The organism is Nostoc sp. KVJ3 (genome assembly GCF_026127265.1).
Taxonomy (GTDB): Bacteria; Cyanobacteriota; Cyanobacteriia; order Cyanobacteriales; family Nostocaceae; genus Nostoc.
The window spans coordinates 2,169,407-2,190,834 of the sequence record NZ_WWFG01000002.1 but is presented as its reverse complement, the minus strand read 5'-3'; the positions used below and the strand labels follow the sequence as shown (position 1 = coordinate 2,190,834).

The 21,428-nt window shown below is 41.9% G+C and carries 15 protein-coding genes; 7 read left to right on the top strand and 8 right to left on the bottom strand.

The annotated features are described in order from the left end of the window. Positions 1-48: 48 nt before the first annotated feature. The 4 genes from GTQ43_RS25290 to GTQ43_RS25275 all read right to left on the bottom strand — a co-directional run bounded on the left by GTQ43_RS25290 (position 49) and on the right by GTQ43_RS25275 (position 6,751). Positions 49-1,968: an N-acetylmuramoyl-L-alanine amidase gene (locus tag GTQ43_RS25290; protein ID WP_265275457.1), complete on the bottom strand. Its 1,920-nt coding sequence runs from the start codon at positions 1,966-1,968 to the stop codon at positions 49-51. Positions 1,969-2,268: 300 nt separating this feature from the next. Beyond that, on the bottom strand, positions 2,269-4,173 hold the full coding sequence (locus tag GTQ43_RS25285) for an N-acetylmuramoyl-L-alanine amidase (protein WP_265275456.1): 1,905 nt from the start codon (positions 4,171-4,173) through the stop codon (positions 2,269-2,271). Between the two features lie 595 nt (positions 4,174-4,768). After that, complete coding sequence (locus GTQ43_RS25280) at positions 4,769-6,250, bottom strand: cation:proton antiporter (protein ID WP_265275455.1); 1,482 nt, start codon at positions 6,248-6,250, stop codon at positions 4,769-4,771. A gap of 87 nt (positions 6,251-6,337) precedes the next feature. Next, positions 6,338-6,751, bottom strand: coding sequence for an EVE domain-containing protein (locus tag GTQ43_RS25275; protein WP_265275454.1), 414 nt, complete (start codon positions 6,749-6,751; stop codon positions 6,338-6,340). A gap of 208 nt (positions 6,752-6,959) precedes the next feature. Between GTQ43_RS25275 and GTQ43_RS25270 the strand changes: the two genes are divergently transcribed. Then, positions 6,960-7,700: an SIMPL domain-containing protein gene (locus GTQ43_RS25270; protein WP_265275453.1), complete on the top strand. Its 741-nt coding sequence runs from the start codon at positions 6,960-6,962 to the stop codon at positions 7,698-7,700. A gap of 63 nt (positions 7,701-7,763) precedes the next feature. On the opposite strand, the gene GTQ43_RS25265 is transcribed toward GTQ43_RS25270, so the two are convergent. After that, positions 7,764-8,126 carry a single-stranded DNA-binding protein gene (locus GTQ43_RS25265; RefSeq protein WP_174711502.1) on the bottom strand — a complete coding sequence of 121 codons (363 nt, stop codon included), beginning with the start codon at positions 8,124-8,126 and terminating at the stop codon, positions 7,764-7,766. Between the two features lie 362 nt (positions 8,127-8,488). Here GTQ43_RS25265 and GTQ43_RS25260 point away from each other — a divergent pair, with 362 nt between their 5' ends. From GTQ43_RS25260 to mreD, 3 genes are all read left to right on the top strand, one after another. After that, positions 8,489-9,496, top strand: a complete 1,008-nt coding sequence (locus tag GTQ43_RS25260; RefSeq protein ID WP_265275452.1) for a rod shape-determining protein — start codon at positions 8,489-8,491, stop codon at positions 9,494-9,496. Between the two features lie 97 nt (positions 9,497-9,593). After that, the gene (gene mreC / locus GTQ43_RS25255; protein WP_265275451.1) at positions 9,594-10,403 is read left to right on the top strand and encodes a rod shape-determining protein MreC; all 810 of its coding nucleotides are present in this window, start codon (positions 9,594-9,596) and stop codon (positions 10,401-10,403) included. Positions 10,404-10,428: 25 nt separating this feature from the next. Next, a complete protein-coding gene (gene mreD, locus GTQ43_RS25250; RefSeq protein WP_265275450.1) occupies positions 10,429-11,046 on the top strand; it encodes a rod shape-determining protein MreD in 618 nt (205 codons plus the stop codon). 715 nt (positions 11,047-11,761) lie between these two features. Here mreD and msrB read toward each other — a convergent pair. Both msrB and GTQ43_RS25240 read right to left on the bottom strand, forming a co-directional pair. After that, positions 11,762-12,256, bottom strand: coding sequence for a peptide-methionine (R)-S-oxide reductase MsrB (gene msrB / locus GTQ43_RS25245; protein WP_265275449.1), 495 nt, complete (start codon positions 12,254-12,256; stop codon positions 11,762-11,764). 202 nt (positions 12,257-12,458) lie between these two features. Beyond that, positions 12,459-15,272: a beta strand repeat-containing protein gene (locus GTQ43_RS25240; protein WP_265275448.1), complete on the bottom strand. Its 2,814-nt coding sequence runs from the start codon at positions 15,270-15,272 to the stop codon at positions 12,459-12,461. A gap of 572 nt (positions 15,273-15,844) precedes the next feature. Here GTQ43_RS25240 and GTQ43_RS25235 point away from each other — a divergent pair. After that, positions 15,845-16,876, top strand: coding sequence for a VOC family protein (locus GTQ43_RS25235; protein ID WP_265275447.1), 1,032 nt, complete (start codon positions 15,845-15,847; stop codon positions 16,874-16,876). Positions 16,877-16,966: 90 nt separating this feature from the next. Here GTQ43_RS25235 and GTQ43_RS25230 read toward each other — a convergent pair whose 3' ends face one another. After that, positions 16,967-17,215: a hypothetical protein gene (locus tag GTQ43_RS25230; RefSeq protein ID WP_265275446.1), complete on the bottom strand. Its 249-nt coding sequence runs from the start codon at positions 17,213-17,215 to the stop codon at positions 16,967-16,969. Between the two features lie 951 nt (positions 17,216-18,166). On the opposite strand from GTQ43_RS25230, the gene GTQ43_RS25225 reads away from it, so the two are divergent. Together GTQ43_RS25225 and GTQ43_RS25220 are read left to right on the top strand one after the other, a co-directional pair. Continuing rightward, complete coding sequence (locus GTQ43_RS25225) at positions 18,167-18,715, top strand: hypothetical protein (protein ID WP_265275445.1); 549 nt, start codon at positions 18,167-18,169, stop codon at positions 18,713-18,715. A gap of 277 nt (positions 18,716-18,992) precedes the next feature. Then, a complete protein-coding gene (locus GTQ43_RS25220) occupies positions 18,993-21,296 on the top strand; it encodes an FUSC family protein (RefSeq protein WP_265275444.1) in 2,304 nt (767 codons plus the stop codon). Positions 21,297-21,428 lie beyond the last annotated feature (132 nt).

The following is a 21,428-nucleotide window of genomic DNA, read 5'->3' as shown; positions in this document are numbered from 1 at the left end:
CACCAAAGAAGTCTAAATACCACCTTTTAATAGTAATTTGTCCTAATATTAACGCTGTAAGTATTTTAAGATGCCACGAGCGATCGCTTCTGCCATCCGATTTTGATACTCTCGTGTTCCCAATCGAGGATTATCCTCGTAACCAGTCATATAGCCTGTTTCTACCAAAATTGAGGGCATAGAGCTTTTTCTGAGAACGTAGAATCTGGCTTTGCGGGTTCCCCGGTCTTTGATAGTACTGATGTTCTGGAGGATGGTATTGCGGACTACTTCAGCCAGAGCGTAACCGCTATCGTAATAATATACTTCTAACCCATTGACATCAGGGCGATTATCAACAGAATTAGCGTGAATACTGACAAACAAAGTCGCATTCGCTCGCTTGGCTATTTCTACCCGTCCTTGAAGTTCTACGAAAAAGTCGGCATCCCGTGTTAGTACCGCTTGTACACCATTTTGTTCTAAAATTTCTCCTACCCTTTTACCAATAGGCAGAATTACATCCTTTTCTAAAAGTCCACCCAGTCCAGGGGCACCTGAATCTTTTCCACCATGTCCTGGGTCAATAACTACTAGCAATTTCCCTTTGGGAACCGAGGGGTGCGGTCGTGACTGAGATATGGGACGGGGATTATCTGTGGGGTTTGGAAATTGTCCTTGGTTTGGCGATGGTAGCCCAGGTAAAGCAATGGGTGGTGTGACGCTACGAGCGCGTTGTAATTCTAGAGCCAAAAGTTCGTCGCCAACCTGGTTGAGTTCCCCAATTTGTACTCCGGCTGCTGGCTGCACCAAGACAACGACAGTATTGGATTCTTGTGGTTGCAGACGGACTCGCAGGATAGGGCTATTAGGGTTAAAAGTCGGGCCTGTGACTTTGGGAGCTAATCGAGCATTGTTAATAGTGATGCGGAACAAACCAGAGCTTCTATCCCAATTTCCTGTAGCAGATAAAGCTTGGTCTGCTCTAATTAGTAGTTGTGTGCCATTATTAGCCAGTTGTACAGACTCAATTGTAGCTGTACTGGATGGTATGGGGCGGGGACTATGATTATCTGGCGGCAATTGGGCAACGCCACGACTAGGTAGAACGACAAAACCACCAACACTGCTAGTAGTGGCTCGCCAATTTGGACTATTTTCGTCCACCTGTAAAGTCAGGCGAACTACAGATGGGCTGGTTTGTAGTTGACTGAACTGAATGCTGCTGACACCATAACGATTAACTGACAAATCGCGCTGCTTGAGATTTGGTGATAAAGTTGCGCCGGCAATGTCGATGTTAATTGCCCTTTGATCGTTGCTACGATTTACCTGAATCTGAGGATTACCGCCATTGGTACGGACGAAAAAACCATCGCCTGTGACTTGTAAGTTCTCAATTTGAGTCACCCTGGCGACAAGCATTCTATTTCTAGGTGGATTGACAGGGCTGGTTGTGACTACGTTGTAAATATCTCTTTGGGAGAACACTGGTGGAGATGTTCTCGGTGAAGTTGCTGTGGCGATCGCTTGTTCTGGTTGACCCCCAGTATTTCTTGAGGGAAAATTATTATCGGCTACTGGCGTAGGTAATTGCACCATCCAGCGTTCACGAAGTGTCCCCGCAGGGGATTCGCCAGTTCTACCAACAAATTGTACTCCTTTGGGGTCTAAAGTATAACCAGGAGTCAGTTCAACGACTATGCGTGTTGTTTGTTCGTCAAATTGCCCAACCCGGATAGCGCGAATTGCGCCGCCTACCTGTTGGGTTAATTGGGGACGACCAAATGTAGTTCCTGGTAAATCAATTACCAAACGAGTGGGGTTAAAAATTAATTGGGCTTGGGGTTGAACATTCCCTGATGTATTAATTTCTAACTTATTTTGATTGGCATCAAAACGCCAAGATTCAAGTTTCGCGGCCATTGCTGGCGACGATAGCATGAAGATAGTTCCAATAGTACTGGATAGTAACCAGTGTAATTTCACAGTCCTTTCTCCTGATTCACATTCATGGGAGCCGTCAACATCTCAACATATTGGCAAATCCTCACACCATCACCGCTTACCTTGAGTTTTGCGCTGTTATTAAGACACAGCTAATGGCGTAAAATATAGCACGCTCTTCTGATTTTGCCATGCCATTAGCTCAGATAAATTTGAATTGCAAAGCATCAGATGACAATAACAAAGAAGCTACTCCTGTCCCGCCGCAAGAATACTTAAATTGTTTTACTACTAAAATGGTAAAGATTAGATGTATTTACTCAAAAGTTTCGATTAAATTACTTATCTTCTCTTTAGATACTGAAGAACGCCACGAGCGATCGCTTCTGCCATTTGATTTTGGTAAGCTGAGGTTCTGAGTCTAGCCATATCCTCTCGACCAGTCATATAACCCGTTTCCACGAGAATGGAGGGCATAGAACTTTTTCTGAGGACATAAAATCTGGCTCGTCGGACTCCCCGATCTTTGAGAGTACCAATACTTTGGAGAATACTACTACGGACAACGCGAGCAAGCTCCAGACCACTATCGTAATAATAGACTTCCAAACCATTCACGTCAGGACGACTTGCCCCGGCTGAATTAGCGTGAATGCTGACAAACACATCAGCATTAGCTCGTTCTGCTAATTGCACTCGTCCCGGAAGGGTAACAAAATAGTCAGAATCCCTAGTCAGAATCACTTGTATGCCATGTTGCTGCAAAATCTCACCCAGCCTTTTACCAATAGGCAATATCACATCCTTTTCTCGTGCCCCCCCAATGCCAAGGGCTCCAGAGTCTTTGCCACCATGTCCTGGGTCAATAATGACTACCACTCGGCCATTAGTAACTCGGCGCTGTGGTTGAAATTGGGGCTGCGGATTGGGATTGTTTGGGTCTGGGAATGGCCCTCGGTTTGGGGGTGGTAGCCCAGGTAAACCAAAGGAGGTTCTTCCGGGGAGGGTGACAACTCGCCGAGAACCTTCTATTGGGAGAGCCAAAAGCTCGTCGCCAATTTGCCTGGGTTGTCCAAGTTGTACTCCGGCTGCTGGTTGAACTAAAACAACGACTGTGTTGCCTGATTGTGGTTGCAGCCGTACCCGCAAAATGGGGCTATTGGGGGCAAAATTCGGGCCTGTGACTCTGGGAGCTAACTTGGCATTGTTAATTGTGACGCGGAACACGCTGGAGGATCTATCCCAGCTTGTCGTAGCAGATAAACTTTGGTTAGCTTTAATCAGCAGCTGTCTACCATTATCAGCCAGTTGCACAGACTCAATTGTAGCTGGCGAGTTGCTGGCAGATAGTCTGCTGGGAAAGGAAATAGCATCTGACTGATTGTCGGAATTATTACTTCCAGGCAATCGGACAACACGACTGGGTAGAACTACTAAACCACCACTGTTACTGTTAGTTGCTCGCCAGTCTGGGCTATTTTTATCTACCCGCAAAGTCAGGCGGACACCAGGAGGTTGGTTTTGTATTCGGGTGAACTCAATCCGGCTAATACCATGTTTGTTAACAGGGATACTATTTTGTTGCGCCAGATGTGGTGATAAAGATGCATCAGAGATATCCAAGAAGATGGTAGCGCGATCGCGGCTGCGAATTACCTGAATGGCAGGATTACCACCACTGGTACGGATAAACAACCCATCACCTGTTACTTGTAAGTTTTCAATTTGAGTCGCCCCTCGTGTCGTCGCGGCCACCCTGGAAATATTAGGTTGAGAGTCAGAGTCTGGGGTAACAACACTGAAAGCACTTCTGGGAGATGAGGCTACTTTATCAACTTCTGGTCTAGGTAATTGTACAGTCCAGCGTTCACGAGGTGTCCCCGCAGGGGGTTCGCCAGTTGTCCCCACAAATTGCACTCGTTTGGGGTCTAAAGTATAACCAGGAGTCAGTTCAACAACTATGCGCGTTGTTTCTGCATCAAACTGCCCAACCCGGATTGAGCGAATTCCCTTGCCCACCTGTTGGGTTAGCTGCGGACGACCAAATGTAGTTCCTGGTAAATCAATTACTAGGCGAGTCGGGTTAAAAATCAGTTGTGCTTGGGGTTGAACTGCTCCTACAGTATTAATTTCCAGCCTGTTTTGATTGGCATCAAAGCGCCAAGATTCAAGTCTCGCAGCCATTGCTGGCGACGATAGCATGAAGATAGTTCCAATAGTACTGGGTAGTAACCAGTGTAATTTCACAGTTCTTTCTCCTAATTCACGTTCATGGGAGCCGTCAATATCTCAACTCATTGGTAAATCATCACACTGTCACCACTTAGACTTGACCTTTGATGCCTTGTTTGATTTTTTAAGCTGGAATAAAGACACGCTTAAATCAGTTATCAGGTTTCATATTGGGTCAAAATCTCAATATAAAATCTGCCACCTTTATAGGTAGTAATTCTGACTCCCAAGGAAGCTAGAAAACTAATAACTGATAACCGTTCACTGATAACTGTTTTTTATTTTTTGCCATCAATGTACTAAGTAGATAATTCCCATTACTGTTAGACGATCTAGCAAAATTTATGGGTGTTACTCCCCAATTACCTAGAAAATATTCAGATTAAGGCTCACAAGCCAATGGAGACTAGAAATAAATAACATTCCGAATGCTGGTAGAAATTATAAACAGACGATTATTCTACAATCAGATGGGACGGAAATTTGGAGAGAGAAGTTTCCACTGGATAATTGCAAAATCTTCAAAGCCCGGTGATATTACTGAATTTATCGTCCTGAGTTCTGAGGGAAAATTACTCAGAACTCAGTCAGAATTTACCCAAGACTTTGATTAGCGATCGCTAGATTCGGGAGTAACTTCCAAATTGCCACTATCATTTGATGGCGACACTCTTGACTGAGGTGGTTCAATTAACAAAGAAGTTGCCGAGGAACCATCTAAAACCAGTTGCTCTGAGTCTGCATCCCCAATTTGAGAATCATCTGGAAACACAAATCGTAACAAAGGAGGAGCTAAAAAGGTTGTCAAGATAACCATCATGATAATTGCTGCCCCTAATGGTTTCGAGAGAGCGCCACTAGCTGCGCCGACACCAGCAAATACTAAGCCAACTTCCCCTCTGGGAATCATCCCCACACCGATGGCTAAACGGTTGATTCCCGGTTGACCAAACACGCTTAAGCCTGTGATTACTTTACCGATAATGGCTACTGTAATCAGGAAGGTTGCCATAATTAGACCTTCACGATTGTCGGGAATTGCTGGGTTTAAAACTCCCAAATCAGTTTTTGCCCCAACCGTCACAAAGAAAATTGGCACTAAGATATCAGCAATGGGAAAGACTTGCGTTTGCAGTTCTTTGCGCTTATCTGTCTCTTCCAAAACTAAACCCGCCGCAAAAGCTCCCAAAATTGCTTCTAAGTGGATAACGGCGGCCAGATATGCCATAGCAAAGGCAAAAATCAACGCTGGTATGACCAATCCACCACGTGTTTTGAGTTGATCGGCGATCGCTACAAAAGACTTATTGAAAACATTCCCTAGTAGGATTGCTCCCAAAATAAAACCAGTGGCGCTGATAATCAAGTAAATGACTTTGCTGACATCCACCACACCATCTTTAGCTAGGCTGGCAACTACCGCTAAAACGATGATTCCCAATACATCATCAATTACGGCAGCCCCCAAAATAATCTGCCCTTCTTTAGAATTGAGTCGCCCCAATTCTGACAGCACTTTAGAAGTCATTCCAATACTGGTAGCAGTCAAAGCTGCCCCAGCAAAAATTGCGGGTACAGCATCGATACCAAACAAAGTCATCAGTCCCACAGTCCCAGCAGCAAAGGGTACTGCTACCCCCACTACTGCGACAACGGTGGCTTGGATGCCAACTGCCATTAAGTCTTTTAAGTTTGACTCCAAGCCAATTTCAAACAGCAGAACGATCACACCTAATTCTGCCAAAACAGAAATGACTTCAGACTGGGCTGCAAACACGGCTGGAGTGGCTTCAGGAGTTAAACCAGCAGTCATTTGAAGGAAAGACACGATCAAAGAGTTAGAACTGTCTGTGCCGCCTTCTGGAAACACTAAAAGGTGGAAAACAGAAACACCTACGATTACACCACCGACGAGTTCGCCTAAGACGGGCGGTAAACCCACTTGGTTTGATAACTCTCCACCAACTTTACTGGCGAGGTAAATGACTACTAAGCTTAGTAGCACTGCTTCGACTACCATTGAACTGTCTGCGGCTTGTGTTGCGGTAGCCAGCAGAGGAAAAGAGAAGCTGATTGGATCTAACAAATGCATGGGTTCTGTGAAAATCCTTCTCTTTGATTCTGACGCGTTTCTGAAAAATATCTATCTGTGAAGACGTAATTGGCAAGCTTCAAAAACTTAATTTGTGCCATTTGTCAACTCAAGCAAGCGCTGCCAATAGACTTCGGAAACCGGAACTACAGAGAGTCTTGGAAGTCGCAGTAAATCAAAATCTGTGAATTTCTCATCCTGTTTGATTTGGGCTAAAGTGACAGGTTGGTGTACTCTGCGTAATGCCCGTACATCTACAACTGCCCGTTTACTGTCATTGAGTGCTGGATCGATATAGGGTTGACTAACTATTTCTGCCACACCTATGATTTGCCGTTCTTTGCCTGTGTGATAAATAAACGCCAATTCCCCAAGAAGTATGGTACGTAGATATTTCAGGGCTAGGGCATTGTTGATTCCATCCCAAATTGTACTGCCATCCCGTTCCAAATCGAAGTAGGAATAATTTTCCGGTTCCGTTTTTAGCAGCCAATACGCCATCACAAAATCTCCAAAAAAGCTAGTGTAATTTTTTTAGTTTCAAAAAATGTAACCATCTCAGCTTTTGACTATGGCAATGTCAAAGTAAGAACATACAAATCGTATCTAGCGATCGCACTTCAGTTGTGAAAAACTTGTGGAGCTACCACAGAATTGCTATGTACGCTTGTCAAAAACATCTGTGGATACTTTGAGGAGTGCAAATCTTATGACTAGAGCCGCTTTACCCGGTTCTCAATTTCCATCTGGAAATTTGTGGAAAATACTGCCTTTAGCCCTGCTGATATGTGCAGCTTTTGTATTACCTGCATTGGCGCAAGAAAAAGATAAATTGTGGCGAACCCTTAGTGTCAGTGGTCGCGGAGTAGAAACAATTCCTACAACATTGGCGCAAGTCAGTTTAGGAGTAGAGATTCAAGGGAAAACAGCACAGGAGGTACAGCAAGAAGCCGCTCGGAGGTCGTCGGCTGTAGTTGCGTTCCTCAAAAGCCAAAATGTCGAGAAATTACAAACTACTGGTATCAGGCTGAACCCAGTTTACAGCTATACTAATAACGTGCAGCGCATTACAGGCTATGGTGCTAATAACACTGTGAGTTTTAGAATTCCCACCGAGAAAGCTGGTACATTATTAGATGATGCAGTGAAAGCGGGTGCAACAGAAATTAACGGTATTAGTTTTGTTGCGAATGATGAAGCGATCGCATCTGCTCAAAAACAAGCATTAAAAGAAGCCACTCAAGATGCCCAGCAGCAAGCTGATGCCGTTTTCAGTGCCTTGGGTTTCAAATCCAAAGAAATAGTCAGCATTCAAGTTAATAATGCTAGTGCGCCTCCACCACCCATGTTTTTAAGGGCTGAGGCTGCCAAGGTAGCTGATACTTCCACCCCTGTAATTGGTGGCGAACAACAAGTAGAAGCATCGGTAACGCTGCAAATTAGTTATTAGTCATTAGTCCTTTGCCATTTGTGAAGGCAAAGGACTAATAATCAATGCTCAATGCCCAATTAATTAAAAATGTTCTGAAGACATATCTCCTGCACCGCCTTCTCCATCTCGCTTAGAGCCGAGTAATTCCAATTGGTCTACTCTAATAATCGGGGTAGAACGGTTTGCTCCTGTTTGGCGATCGCTCCATGTGTCAAACTTTAAGGAACCTTTGATGCCAATTAAGCTGCCTTTACGCACATAATTACCTGCGACCTCAGCCGTTTTATCCCATAATTCCAGCGTGAACCAATCAGGTTCGTCACTGTTGCGCGATCGCCTTTTTACCGCTAGTGTCAATCTACACTTAACACTACCAGACTCAAAATATTTTATATCTGGGTCGCCGCCTACACGACCAACAAGGGTGACAATATTGATACTCATAGCTGTTACCTTTCAGTACAGGTGTACTCGTTAATTCTGACTTTTATCATAGCGAATTGTGAAACACTTGAAAATAATGTGTTAAACAGTTAACAATATAGTTGACTTGAAAAATTATACATAACTACTTGGAGAAACACATAAAAGTATACGGATATACTAAGCGAACTAGGGAATATAAAAAACAAAAACCTGAGTCATAGTAAATATTCCTGGGAATCATATAAAAAGATAGTCTAGTTTACTCAACTCAGGATACAAACATAATCAAATCAACTCTTACGGTTGTAGTCAAGAAGTATCGCACATAGGGGGCTTAGAGACGCGTGGGTATTTTTAGGAACTTTCGCACATCATGGGATATGGGTATCGACCTCGGTACTGCTAACACCCTGGTTTATGTATCTGGTAAAGGTATTGTACTACAAGAACCTTCTGTAGTTGCTATCGATGTCAACGAAAAGGTAGCCCTAGCAGTAGGAGAAGAAGCCAAAAAAATGCTCGGCCGCACACCTGGAAATGTGATTGCCCTCCGCCCCTTGCGCGATGGTGTAATCGCTGATTTCGACATAGCCGAGTTGATGCTGAAAAGTTTTATTCAGCGTGTAAATGAAGGTAAATCTTTAATTCTACCCCGAATTGTCATTGGTATTCCCAGTGGCGTAACAGGAGTAGAAAGGCGGGCTGTAATGGATGCAGCGCACCAAGCTGGAGCTAGAAAAGTGTATTTAATCGATGAACCTGTAGCCGCGGCCATTGGTGCAGGACTACCTGTAGCGGAACCAACTGGCAACATGATTATCGATATTGGTGGTGGTACAACAGAAGTTGCAGTGCTGAGTCTTCAGGGTACGGTTATCAGCGAATCAGTACGCATTGCTGGAGATGAACTGACTGATTCGATCATTCAGTATATTAAAAAAGTTCATAACTTGGTCATTGGTGAACGCACTGCCGAAGACATCAAGATTCGGCTTGGTTCTGCCTATCCAACTCATGATGATAATGATGCGATGATGGAAATCCGCGGCTTACACCTGCTTTCTGGTCTACCACGAACTGTAACCATCAAAGGCCCAGAAATCCGTGAAAGTATGATGGAGCCGCTATCAATAATTATAGAAGCTGTGAAGCGGACACTGGAACGGACACCGCCAGAACTAGCAGCAGACATTATTGACAGAGGTATCATGTTAGCTGGTGGTGGTGCTTTGCTCAAAGGCATAGATACCTTAATTAGCCATGAAACCGGAATAGTAACTCACATTGCCGCCGACCCTCTCTGCTGTGTTGTGCTGGGAACAGGTCGGGTGTTAGAAAACTTCAAACAGCTAGAACGGGTTGTTACCGAAAGCTCTCGCAATATGTAACAAAAAAATATCATACTTGAGTTCTATTTGAGTTCTATTTGGGTTCTATATAAATACAATCCAAATAGAACTTAATTGTATAAGTAGACAGGTATATATGGTTACAATACGGCGTTGGTGGGATCGTAAAGGGTTGCAAATCGGGTTGTTAGCTTTGGTTGTTGGTAGTGCTTACATATTGCGACAGACTCAAGGTGAATTGGTGCTTGAGACATACCAAGCAATTACCCGTCCGTTAGAGATGTTACAGTCAGGGCCAACTCCAGAAGAACGGATTAGAGATGCCCGGATATTAGAATTACAAACCCGTATAGTAGATTTGGAAAGTCAAAAGACAAAGCTACAAGATTTATTAGGCTATGTGGAAAAAGAGCCACTGGCATCACGGCCAATTCCAGCTAGGGTGATAGGACGGAGTGCTGACCAGTGGTGGCAACAAGTTACTCTGAATCGCGGTACAAATGCAGGGATTCAGAATGGCTTTGTAGTCAAGGCAGATGGCGGATTAGTTGGTTTAGTGGAGAGTGTAACTCCCAATACTAGCCGCGTATTATTAATCAGTGACCTCAAAAGTCAAGTTGGTGTATCAGTTAGCCGCACAGCAGCTAAAGGTGTTTTGCGAGGAGATTCTTCGGCAGAAGCTGTGCTGGAGTTTTATGAAAAAGTTCCAAATGTCAAGATAGGAGATTTAGTTTCCACATCTACTTATAGTCAGAAATTTCCATCTGGCTTGGCAGTAGGACGCATTAAGTCGCTGGATTTAAAGAAGCTTCCCGCATCAGTGGCAAAAATTGAGCTTTTTCCGCCAATCCGCTCTCTTGATTGGGTAGCAGTTTATCCCAAGCCAGAAAACCAAGAGTTAGAAAACCAAAAATCGGTCAATCAAGTACCGCATAAGTCTAAATAAATTCTTCGATAAAATCTCTAGAAAAATGAAGATTCCTGCATTTGTTGGTGGCAGGCAGAAAAAGCCAAAATCGTCAGAGCGAAAATCGAAATTCCGAATCCAGCCGCTTTCTCGCTGGCATCCCGGTGTCCGGCGATTGTTGGGTTGGATAGTTACGGCTAGTTCTGTTCTGTTATGTTTACTATTATTGCCAACCCGGTTCCCAGGTATGGAATTATTGGGGATTGGCCCTAATTGGCTGTTAATTTGGGTAGTAGCTTGGAGTGTGAAGCGCTCTATGTTTTCTGGAGCATTGGCAGGTATAGTTCTAGGGCTACTTCAAGATTCCATGACATCACCTAACCCGACTCATGCCATTAGTTTAGGTATAGTGGGAATTTTAACTGGTCTGCTCCAAAAACAGCGTTTTATCGAAGAAGATTTTATTTCGATTGCTGTAATTGTCTTTGGTATGGCAGTTTTGGCAGAAACTATCTTTGGTTTACAATTAACCTTGACAGGGGATGAGCGCAATCTCACAGATGTTTGGACATATTACCAACGTGTCGCCCTAGCCTCTGCTATTCTTAGTAGTCTGTGGGCACCTGTGGTCTATTATCCCCTGAATATTTGGTGGCAGCGGATTAAATTGCTGGAGCAATAATCAAACAACACCCTATCATGGTAGTTAATAGCATTTGTGTCTGATACTTTCTTTTTTGCCATAAAAGAATATCAGGTAAGTCATCTCCTGATTTCCTGACGGCATAATGTGGAAGCTTTCACTGAATAATCTAGTTGGAGAACGCTCATGTCTAAGGAAAGAAAAAGTAATAAAGAGGTTAAAAAACCTAAAAAAGATCCCAAAGACAAAAAGGAGAAAAACGATTCAAACAAATAGGATGATTTAGCTAAATAGCTTTAAGGAAGACCAAGAGTTGCATTTTTTTTAATTGACAATACTTTGTCCAGTGGCATTGAGCGGGGAAAGTTATGTCAAAGATTTGTTCAACCTTGGTCAAGCCTCAAAATCTGATAATTTAAGTTAGTGTTGAGTAAGTAGGCGAGAATAAATCAAACTAGCGGGACTTACGTAAAAATTACGCAATAACGAACCACAGAGGCAATAGAGTTGCCAGTGCGTTGGGCGGGTTCCCCGACTTGTAGCAACTGGCGCGGCACGGAGAAATGAGAGTTTGATAGATATTTTGCGTAAGTCCTAACTAGATTAAGTAATGTAAATAACTTTTAAATATGTTTTGTAGTGTTCGCGCAGAGAACAAATAAGGGCTGAAGCCCTTACTACAAAACTTTGATTATTTACACCGCTCTACTTAGTGTATGCGATGTCTAAGACGGGTTACGCCTACGCAACTCAATCAAGCAGGAACAAACTTCAGCGAAACGCCGTTCATGCAGTAGCGCTTGCCAGTGGGTGCAGGGCCATCATCAAAAACATGACCCAAATGGCCACCACAGCGACTACAATGTACTTCAGTTCTGCTCATAAATAACGACTTATCTACAGTAGTAGCGATCGCACCTTCAATAGGATTAAAAAAGCTGGGCCAGCCAGTACCACTGTTAAATTTGGTATCGGAGGTAAACAATGGCTGTTGACACGCTGCACAATAATAAGTGCCATTGTCGTATTCCTTATCCAATTGGCTAGTGTGAGGGCGTTCAGTTCCATGTTTACGCAACACATTAAACTGTTCTGGCGTTAAAATCGTGCGCCACTCTTCTTCCGGTTTGGTAATTTCAAATCCACTCTTAGAAGTTGTCATCGCTTTTGACTCCAAATTGATATACCTTGATAACAATGCTGTGCCGACTATTACTGCACCAGCTTGCAAAAAATACCGTTTGTCCATATATCTATTATTTTCTATTTTTCGGTTAACTGGCCAATCAACTCCAGTACGGGATTCCCTACATCAACGACCATAATCTGCGATCGCTCTGAATTAGTCCTGATAAAGTGATTAAAATTAGCTAAGAAACCAAAAATTATTCTTCAATTTATTTTTGACAAAGGTATTAAAATGTGCATAGAACATCTTAATACCTAAAAAACTAGGCAATTAGACTGAAATTACTGCTATTGAGAGTAATATCAGGATTCCCTAAACTAGCAAACTGAAACACTGTTCCTGTACCTAGAACATTACTATCTTGGTTATAGAATAGGCTGCCACTACTTTGACTAAAGACAATATGTGCTTTATTGGCGTTGACAAATTTATCATCAGTGACAACTGCAAAGTCAGTTAAAGCTTGTCCCACAGTATTAGTAACAGCATTGAAGGTGTTTTTACTCAGCACAATCTGGTCTTGTCCTGCTTCAAATTCGGTGATGTAATCAACACCTAAGCTTGTGTTAAAAACTCCACTACTTTGGAACAGATATTTATCCTTCCCGACTCCACCAGTGAGAATATCATCGCCGAGTCCTCCCCAGAGTAAGTCATCACCAGTTCCACCTGTGAGAATATCATTACCATTACCTCCTTGAAGGGTATCATTTCCTGCTAAACCCTGGAGTTGGTCATTTCCGTCACCGCCAATCAAAGTGTTATTCAGGGCATTACCAGTGAGACGCTGATTGCTTGTGCTGGTATTGTTGGCTAACTGTAGGGAATAGTTGGAATTGACGTTAGTGTTTGCGGAAATTCCAACATAGTAATTCCCTGCTCCTAATGTTGTCGTAATTTGACCATTACGATTATTGCTAGCATAATCAGAGTAAAGTTGTTCTCCACTCTCAATCAAGCCATTATTATTACTATCGTAATAGATGGCTGCATTAACATAATATTGACTGACTCCATTCAAAAGCAAAGTAATATTACTTGTGCCTGTTAGGGAGAATTTGTAGTAATCAACTGGGTCTACATTTCCGACAAACTCGTTGAAACTCTTAGTACCAGTTAGATTGCCAATATTGTAAGCAGTGCTGAGTGTATTCCCAGGATTTGAGGTAATTGAAGGAGGTGCTGATGTTGCTGATAATTGTAGGGAATAGTTAGAGTTGACATTGGTGTTTGCAGAAATTCCAACATAGTAATTCCCTGATGCTCCCAAGGTTGTCGTAATTTGACCATTACGATTATTGCTAGCATAATCAGAGTAAAGTTGTTCTCCACTCTCAATCAAGCCATTATTATTGCTATCGTAATAGATGGCTGCATTAACATAATATTGACTGACTCCATTCAAAAGCAAAGTAATATTACTTGTGCCTGTTAGGGAGAATTTGTAGTAATCAACTGGGTCTATATTTCCAACAAACTCGTTGAAACTCTTAGTACCAGTTAGATTGCCAATATTGTAAGCAGTGCTGAGTGTATTCCCAGGATTTGAGGTAATTGAAGGAGGTGCTGATGTTGCTGATAATTGTAGGGAATAGTTAGAGTTGACATTGGTGTTTGCAGAAATTCCAACATAGTAATTCCCTGATGCTCCCAAGGTTGTCGTAATTTGACCATTGCGATTATTGCTAGCATAATCAGAGTAAAGTTGTTCTCCACTCTCAATCAAGCCATTATTATTACTATCGTAATAGATGGCTGCATTAACATAATATTGACTAACTCCATTCAAAAGCAAAGTAATATTACTTGTGCCTGTTAGGGAGAATTTGTAGTAATCAACTGTGTCTACATTTCCAACAAACTCGTTGAAACTCTTAGTACCAGTTAGATTGCCAATATTGTAAGCAGTGCTGAGTGTGCTACCAGGATCTGAGGCAATGGAAGGAGTTACAGATGTTGCTGATAATTGTAGGGAATAGTTAGAGTTGACATTGGTGTTTGCAGAAATTCCAACATAGTAATTCCCTGATGCTCCCAAGGTTGTCGTAATTTGACCATTACGATTATTGCTAGCATAATCAGAGTAAAGTTGTTCTCCACTCTCAATCAAGCCATTATTATTGCTATCGTAATAGATGGCTGCATTAACATAATATTGACTGACTCCATTCAAAAGCAAAGTAATATTACTTATGCCTGTTAGGGAGAATTTGTAGTAATCAACTGTGTCTACATTGCCAACAAACTCGTTGAAACTCTTAGTACCAGTTAGATTGCCAATATTGTAAGCAGCGCTGAGTGTATTCCCAGGATTTGAGGTAATTGAAGGAGGTGCTGATGTTGCTGATAATTGTAGGGAATAGTTAGAGTTGACATTGGTGTTTGCAGAAATTCCAACATAGTAATTCCCGGCTCCCAAGGTTGTCGTAATTTGACCATTGCGATTATTGCTAGCATAATCAGAGTAAAGTTGTTCTCCACTCTCAATCAAGCCATTATTATTGCTATCGTAATAGATGGCTGCATTAACATAGTATTGACTGACTTCATTCAAAAGCAAAGTAATATTACTTGTGCCTGTCAGAGAGAATTTGTAGTAATCAACTGGGTCTACATTCCCGACAAATTCTGTGAAACTTTTACTACCAGTTAGATTGCCAATATTGTAAGCAGCGCTGAGTGTATTCCCAGGGTTTGAAGTAATAGAAGGAGGTGCTGATGTTGCTGATAATTGTAGGGAATAGTTAGAGTTGACATTGGTGGAGCTTTGAGTAATTCCAATATAGTAATTCCCGGCTCCTAATGTTGTAGTAATTTGACCATTTCGACCGGAACCGGCATAATCAGAGTAAAGTTGTTCTCCACTCTCAATCAATCCATTATTGTTACTATCGTAATAGATGAATGCATTGACATAGTTTTGAGTTACTCCCTTCAAAAGCAAAGTAATATTATTTGTGCTGGTTAGGGAGAATTTGTAGTAATCAATTGGATTTGCATTTGCTATAGCATCGTTGTAGTTAAAAGATGTAAGAACACCAATATTTTGAGCAGTTGCTAATGTACTTCCTGGCATATTGTTCCTTTTGTGAAATTTGGACAGGCATTGTTATAGATTGAATATCGGAATCCGGTTTGATTTTTGAAAAAGACCACCACAAAATACCGGGTTCAACTTTACCCGTTGAACCCATGAAAATTATAAAGTCATCAGTTGTTACTACACTGATGCTGCTACTACACTGATGGTATAAGATTCCGACTCATTAACAAGATTAAGTATACAGATAATCGACCTACCAAAGTTAATTGGGGTAATTATTTAGCACTTGAAATTTTAGGTAATTGACTAGAATTACCTATTTTTGAGTGCGATCGCACTCAAAATAACATTAATGTACTTTTTATACCAAGAAAACCTTTTATTTCTAAAGGCTGCTCCTCAAAAAACATAAAAATTATGTCTGCTAATGTCTAAAGACGTACTCGCAACCTTTGTCTTGTTATCAAGCAACTAATTTGCTTTAACCGGATATGATATGACTCAATAATATTACTAGAGGCAGAGTCTCTAATCAAGCATTTCCATGCTCTGCACGGGAACGAGGAAATGAGGAATTTTGACCCAATCTAAAATCCAAAATTGTTATGACTCAAGAACAACAAACCGCAATTGAAGGGATCTATGAAGTCTGTATTGGCGTTCCAGAGCCGATTTCGGCAATTCAGTATTGGGAGCAATTTGGCTATCGCATTGGTGAAGTGGGTGAATTAACCGCAGATATAGCTGATCAATTATATGGTGTAAATTCGTCTTTACGCTCAATCCGCCTCTATCATCAAAATGCAGATCATGGTTTGATTAGGTTGATGGTTTGGCAAAACCCCACCCATCAAGGTTTGGGAATTGCATCAATGAAAATTAAGGGAAATCGCTGGGCGACAAGCTTAACGGCAGATGTATTAAGTATCTTAAATCATATAGAGGATGCAAAAGCGACAGGTTTGCCTATTAGACATACTAATCCTTATTGGGAAGTGATCTACAACAAAGATAGAAAAAGCCGTCCTTTTATTGAGGCAGCAGTTGGTGTGCGAGAAATGCTACTATTACAACCCTTAGCTCGACAGGTTTTATTTCAAAGATTTGGCTATACGCTGCCAGATTACGGACAAGTTAACCATAATGCGGCTCTCAAGGTTAGTCAATTTACCCACATGGGGATTATTGTTCAGGATGACAGCAAAGAAACCCTGAAGTTTTATGAGGAAGTTTTGGGTTTGCTGCGTGTGCGTGATGATGTGGAAACTAGCTATGAATCTTCGCCAGCAGGTCGAGATATTTTTGATCTTAATCCTGGTGAAAAGTTCATTGTTACTACTTTTGACGATCCGCGTTCTTCTAAGTCTGATTTGATGGCTGCACGCAGTGGTAGACTCTATATTATTCGATTCCCAGAATCTATTAATTTAGAATCGCGCTTTGAGGCAGCCCAACCAGGTAGCTTGGGTATGTCTTTATACACTTATCGCGTTAAGGGAATACAGGAATATTGCGATCGCATCCAAGCAAGTACTGTACAAAAAGTTACAGATATCATTAGTAATGAATTTGGCGAGATGAGTTTATCCTTTATTGCGCCAGATGGCTACTTCTGGACTTTGTTAGAAGTGAATTAACTGGGAATGGGGCATTGGGCATTGGGCATTAGTGGTTCTTGCCCATGTTCAATGCCGAAAAACTCTATCCCGCAAGTGGCGTGGAGTTTTTCATTTATTGATACCGATAGATAGTTCTTTTTTACTGTGTTTCAACTGTTTCCAAAGCGCTCTAATTTGCTCGTAAGCTTCTTCTGGAGATAGTTTTCCGCCTGTCTGTAGACAAGAGATATAACTAATTCTTTGAGCAAATTCTTGGAGATTGGCATTAAATACTAAGGTCTCTGGCTGGAATTCACCATAATATCGACTACGAGGGTAAAGAAAGTTGTTTTTATCTTGCGAGTTGGGTTGTGTCATTAACTTGTTATCTGTGACTTTTTATTAGAGTTCTAGATTTGATTTTCATCTACGTGTAAATACACGTCAGAAAATTTCAATTCCAGAATAAGCAAGTATTATAATTAAAAATATATTTTATTGACCAGTATGGCACGACATAAATTCTGCTACCTATTGGGTAATTTCAAAATCCTATGTAGAGGTTGTTGGAAAAGTCCTCTTGTCGGTATCAAAAGTTTTAGATCCCCCTAAATCCACGCCACGTGCTTCAAGTCGGGGAACCCGCCCAACGCAGTGGCTCCCCTTAAAAAGGGGGACTTTGATTCCGGTTCCCCCTTTTTAAGGGGAGCCAGCGGGGTCTTGGGGTCTCCCCAAGTGGAGCGACTAGCGTGGGTTAGGGGGGATCTAAAAGTGCCTAAAGTCACAGCAAATCACTTTTAAAACAACCTCTTAAAGACGTTGGATTGCAATGTCTCTACATCTAGATTTATACCTCGATTGAGCAATAAATTTCTGACTTCTTGCTGCCCATATTTCCGAAATCCTAAATGCACAGGCATCATCATGGAACTTTTGGGGCAATGAATAATCACATCTGGTAGGATATTTGCGATCGCTTGCTTTAAGCAGGTGGACTAAGCTTTGTGTATACGAGTCACCTTGAAAGGGCTAGTTCTGAAGAAATAAGGGTATTGTTTCTTAACCTTAGTACTGTATAGTACACGTAAATATCTATAGGAATACTATTTGATTTTTGAAAAGATCCGTAGGGGAGGCAGTCGCACGTGCGAGTACTGGCGCTGCGTTAGCGGTTCGCTAACGCCCCTTACAAATACTTAGTTTTGTTCAAAAATCAAACCGGATTTCTATATTTTATGTTGTCAGTTACTGAGTTATTCAAAAAACTGTCAGCATAAAATTGATAGTGCCAAGGATGTCTGCGTTTACCACATCATCAATTACACCACCATGAGAACTAAAATTTCTCGGCTGCTTATAACTACTACATCAACTCTTCTAATCGCAATAGTTGGAGCAGTAAATTCTGTTGAGGCGATCGCAGTTGATTTGAAACCTGCCCAAAAGCTAGCAGATGCAACTCAGTTTAATCAAGCAAATCAATATACCTTCACCGACAGTATCAGAACTACACAAATTATCTTCTTTCCACAAGCGCCAGGGCCAGTGCGAGTAGATGATCCACCAGGAGCTTCCCAACTAATTTATCGTAGCCCATCAGGAGAATTAACTTTTCGAGGTAATGCAATCAGGAAACAAAAAAGTGCTTTAGGTTTACTGATTACTGTTACTTTAGAGCCAAACTTCGATCAAGGTCAGCTAGAGTTAACGTTGGTGCTACCACCTGTAAACCTTCAAAATGGTCAAAAACAAAGCTTTGATACTTTGGCTATTAAGGCCAGAGGGTTAGGGCGTGTCATTAACCCATCGGGAGCAGAACTAACTTATTTTGTATTACCACTTAAAGGGGTGGCAGAAAACGTTGCTCTTCCTCTTTGAAGTTAAATATGAACCAGCAGATCCCCGACTTCTGTAAGAAGTCGGGGATCTTGTGTCTCCCGAATGATTTAGGACTGCTATATAAGTAGTAATGCAAAATTAAATATACATCTGTCATTGCGAATGGAGCAAAGCGGAATGAAGCAATCCCAAGACCTTGGGATTGCTTCGTTACATTTCATTCCGCTCGCAATGACATAAATCTTTCTGCATACGCACTTATGTAGCTAAAATGCTGTAAAAGGCGATCTGCTTTGTTATAGACAGCCAGGCAATAATGCAATCTACAGATAAACGTCCTCTCAGTTGGTTGTTGCAACAGTTTCAACTCAAGCCAGGTAAACCCGCCATTTTCTCAGGATTGCGTAGCCTTTTTATCCTTGGTGTCCCCATTGGAATTGGGATCATTACTGGTCATCCATCTGAAAGTGCGATCGCTACTATGGCGGCTTGGTTCGTTGGAATGGTAAATGTTGACGGAGCATATCGCCAGAGAGCGACTGCGGCGATCGCAGCTACCATTGGCGTAACTCTGATGTTCCTAATTGCCAGTCTGGTTAGCAATCATTTCTGGTTGGCTATCCCGACAACTTTCTTGGTAATATTTATCGCAGGTTTAGCAAGTATCTATGGCAACGTAGCTGCATCTGTCAGCTTAGTTACATCAATCATGTTTGTGATCTCTCTTGCTAAATTTGCTTCATTTTCTAATTGGTCTACTCTTATCCAGCACTGTGTATTATGTCTGGCTGGTGGCACGTGGACAAGTGTGTTGTTATTAGGATTGTGGGTAGTGCGTCCTGATGTACCTGCAATGCAGATAGTCGCTAACTGTTATTTGTCATTGAGCCGATTTGTCAGCTTGGCAAGCCAGAGAGGATTAAACCCAAACGAGCGTCAGGAGTGGACACAGCGATTTTTACAAGCTCAAGATACCGTCATCCAGGATTTGACATCTGCTCGCAGTGTCTGGACAACTATTTGGACTAGGCAAAGAGGAGCTAATCTGCGAGGAAATAATTTACTCGTATTAATTGAAGATGTAAATCAAATTGTCAATTCTGTTGTGGCATTGAGCGAACTGCTAGCGATCGCATCCGAACATCAACTATTTTATCGATTAGAGAAAGAAATTCAACAAGTGATAGAAGAGTTGGCAATTGCTCTGCAAATGTTGTCAGAAGCCATCGCCAAAGGAAAAAACTCAGTTCACCTGGAAGATTTAGATCGAACAGTTGAAGCACTAGAACATCAGTGGAAAGTTCTGCGCGCTCAAATCTTTAATCAAACCATAAATGTTCAAATAGATGAATATCCCGATGTAGTCAATATTAGGAAGATTACAGCTAGTCTGACCAAGCTGGCACAGCAAATTCATATTGATGCTGATGTTGTGACGGATTTAATTCAGGGAAAACAGCGCAGTACTGCCCAGCGAGACATTTCTCCCCCGGCTCAGTCAGAGCGTGCTGCAATTATTGAGCCACTGCGAAATAACTTCACTTTTGAGTCAGTCTTGTTTCGTCATGCGCTGCGCCTGGCAATAATCACAACATTTGCGGAATTACTTGCCTCAGTATTGCCACTACCTAGAGGTTACTGGATAACACTAACAGCTTTAGTTGCACTCAAGCCCAACTTTGGGGGAACATCTGAGACAACAGTCCAAAGAGTCATCGGTACAGTTTTGGGTGGAATTATTGGGATTACTTTGGTTTTACTGCTTAAAAATCCATTAGCGATGTCTACAACGGGCTACACCTACGCAATTTGTTTCTTATCGTTGGTGTTTGTTGCTATGTCGGTGCGATCGTTAAGCTATAGCATATTCATTATTCTACTAACTCCCGCCATCATCTTACTACTCAACGTTATTAGTGCAGGTGGCTGGGAAGTTGGAGTATTGCGGATCTTCGATAGCTTCCTTGGAGGTGTTTTAGCGCTACTTGGCAGCTATTTGCTTTTTCCCCATTGGGAACGAGAAAAACTTCCTACACAACTAGAAAAGACAATTCGAGCCAATCTTACCTACTTTCAGCAAGTAATAGCTAATTATCTGCATCAACAGAATGCTTCTACTGATTCTATGAATATGCTACGCCATCAAGCGGCACTAGAGAACGCTAACGCAAATGCTGCTGCTCAAAGATTGTTTAGCGAACCGCGTCACGTTCAGGGAGAAATTGAACCTGTAATGACGCTGATAATATACATTCGTGGCTTTTTCAGTTCGGTTACAACTCTAGCAGAACATAAGCGAGAATTTAGCGGTGAGTACCAATTTAGTGAACTCAAGCTACTTACTGATACCATTATCCAGATTTTAGAAGACTTAGCAGATGCCCTTGGGCGAGGACAGCTACCCCAACCTTTACCAGCGTTAGATAGTTATCTCGAAGCAATTCACAACCAAATTGAACAGCTACATACTGCTCGCTTATCAGAGATTGCCAAAAATTCTGACACTTTAACTTCCACATTAAAAGCTGTTCGAGAACAAACTCCTTTATCCACCGAACTGGATCGAATTGTTAATGAAATTAAAGTTATGCACTGTGTAATTGCTCGTCTGCAAGAATAATTGTTGATTACCCTGAAGGGAAAAAGAGGTAATATCATGTCTATCCGATTTGATTTATGAAATTATTTGCGTAGGTAGGGAGTAGGGAGTAGGGAAGAAGCCTTTTTGAGTTGCACTGAGTTTTTTCTCCAA

Coding starts and splice junctions, on each gene's coding strand:
- GTQ43_RS25220 (WP_265275444.1), top strand. CDS start 18,993: ATGCAATCTACAGATAAACGTCCTCTCAGTTGGTTGTTGCAACAGTTT.
- GTQ43_RS25265 (WP_174711502.1), bottom strand. CDS start 8,126: ATGAGTATCAATATTGTCACCCTTGTTGGTCGTGTAGGCGGCGACCCA.
- GTQ43_RS25260 (WP_265275452.1), top strand. CDS start 8,489: ATGGGTATCGACCTCGGTACTGCTAACACCCTGGTTTATGTATCTGGT.
- GTQ43_RS25240 (WP_265275448.1), bottom strand. CDS start 15,272: ATGCCAGGAAGTACATTAGCAACTGCTCAAAATATTGGTGTTCTTACA.
- GTQ43_RS25270 (WP_265275453.1), top strand. CDS start 6,960: ATGACTAGAGCCGCTTTACCCGGTTCTCAATTTCCATCTGGAAATTTG.
- mreC (WP_265275451.1), top strand. CDS start 9,594: ATGGTTACAATACGGCGTTGGTGGGATCGTAAAGGGTTGCAAATCGGG.
- GTQ43_RS25230 (WP_265275446.1), bottom strand. CDS start 17,215: ATGACACAACCCAACTCGCAAGATAAAAACAACTTTCTTTACCCTCGT.
- GTQ43_RS25275 (WP_265275454.1), bottom strand. CDS start 6,751: ATGGCGTATTGGCTGCTAAAAACGGAACCGGAAAATTATTCCTACTTC.
- GTQ43_RS25235 (WP_265275447.1), top strand. CDS start 15,845: ATGACTCAAGAACAACAAACCGCAATTGAAGGGATCTATGAAGTCTGT.
- mreD (WP_265275450.1), top strand. CDS start 10,429: ATGAAGATTCCTGCATTTGTTGGTGGCAGGCAGAAAAAGCCAAAATCG.
- msrB (WP_265275449.1), bottom strand. CDS start 12,256: ATGGACAAACGGTATTTTTTGCAAGCTGGTGCAGTAATAGTCGGCACA.
- GTQ43_RS25225 (WP_265275445.1), top strand. CDS start 18,167: ATGAGAACTAAAATTTCTCGGCTGCTTATAACTACTACATCAACTCTT.
- GTQ43_RS25280 (WP_265275455.1), bottom strand. CDS start 6,250: ATGCATTTGTTAGATCCAATCAGCTTCTCTTTTCCTCTGCTGGCTACC.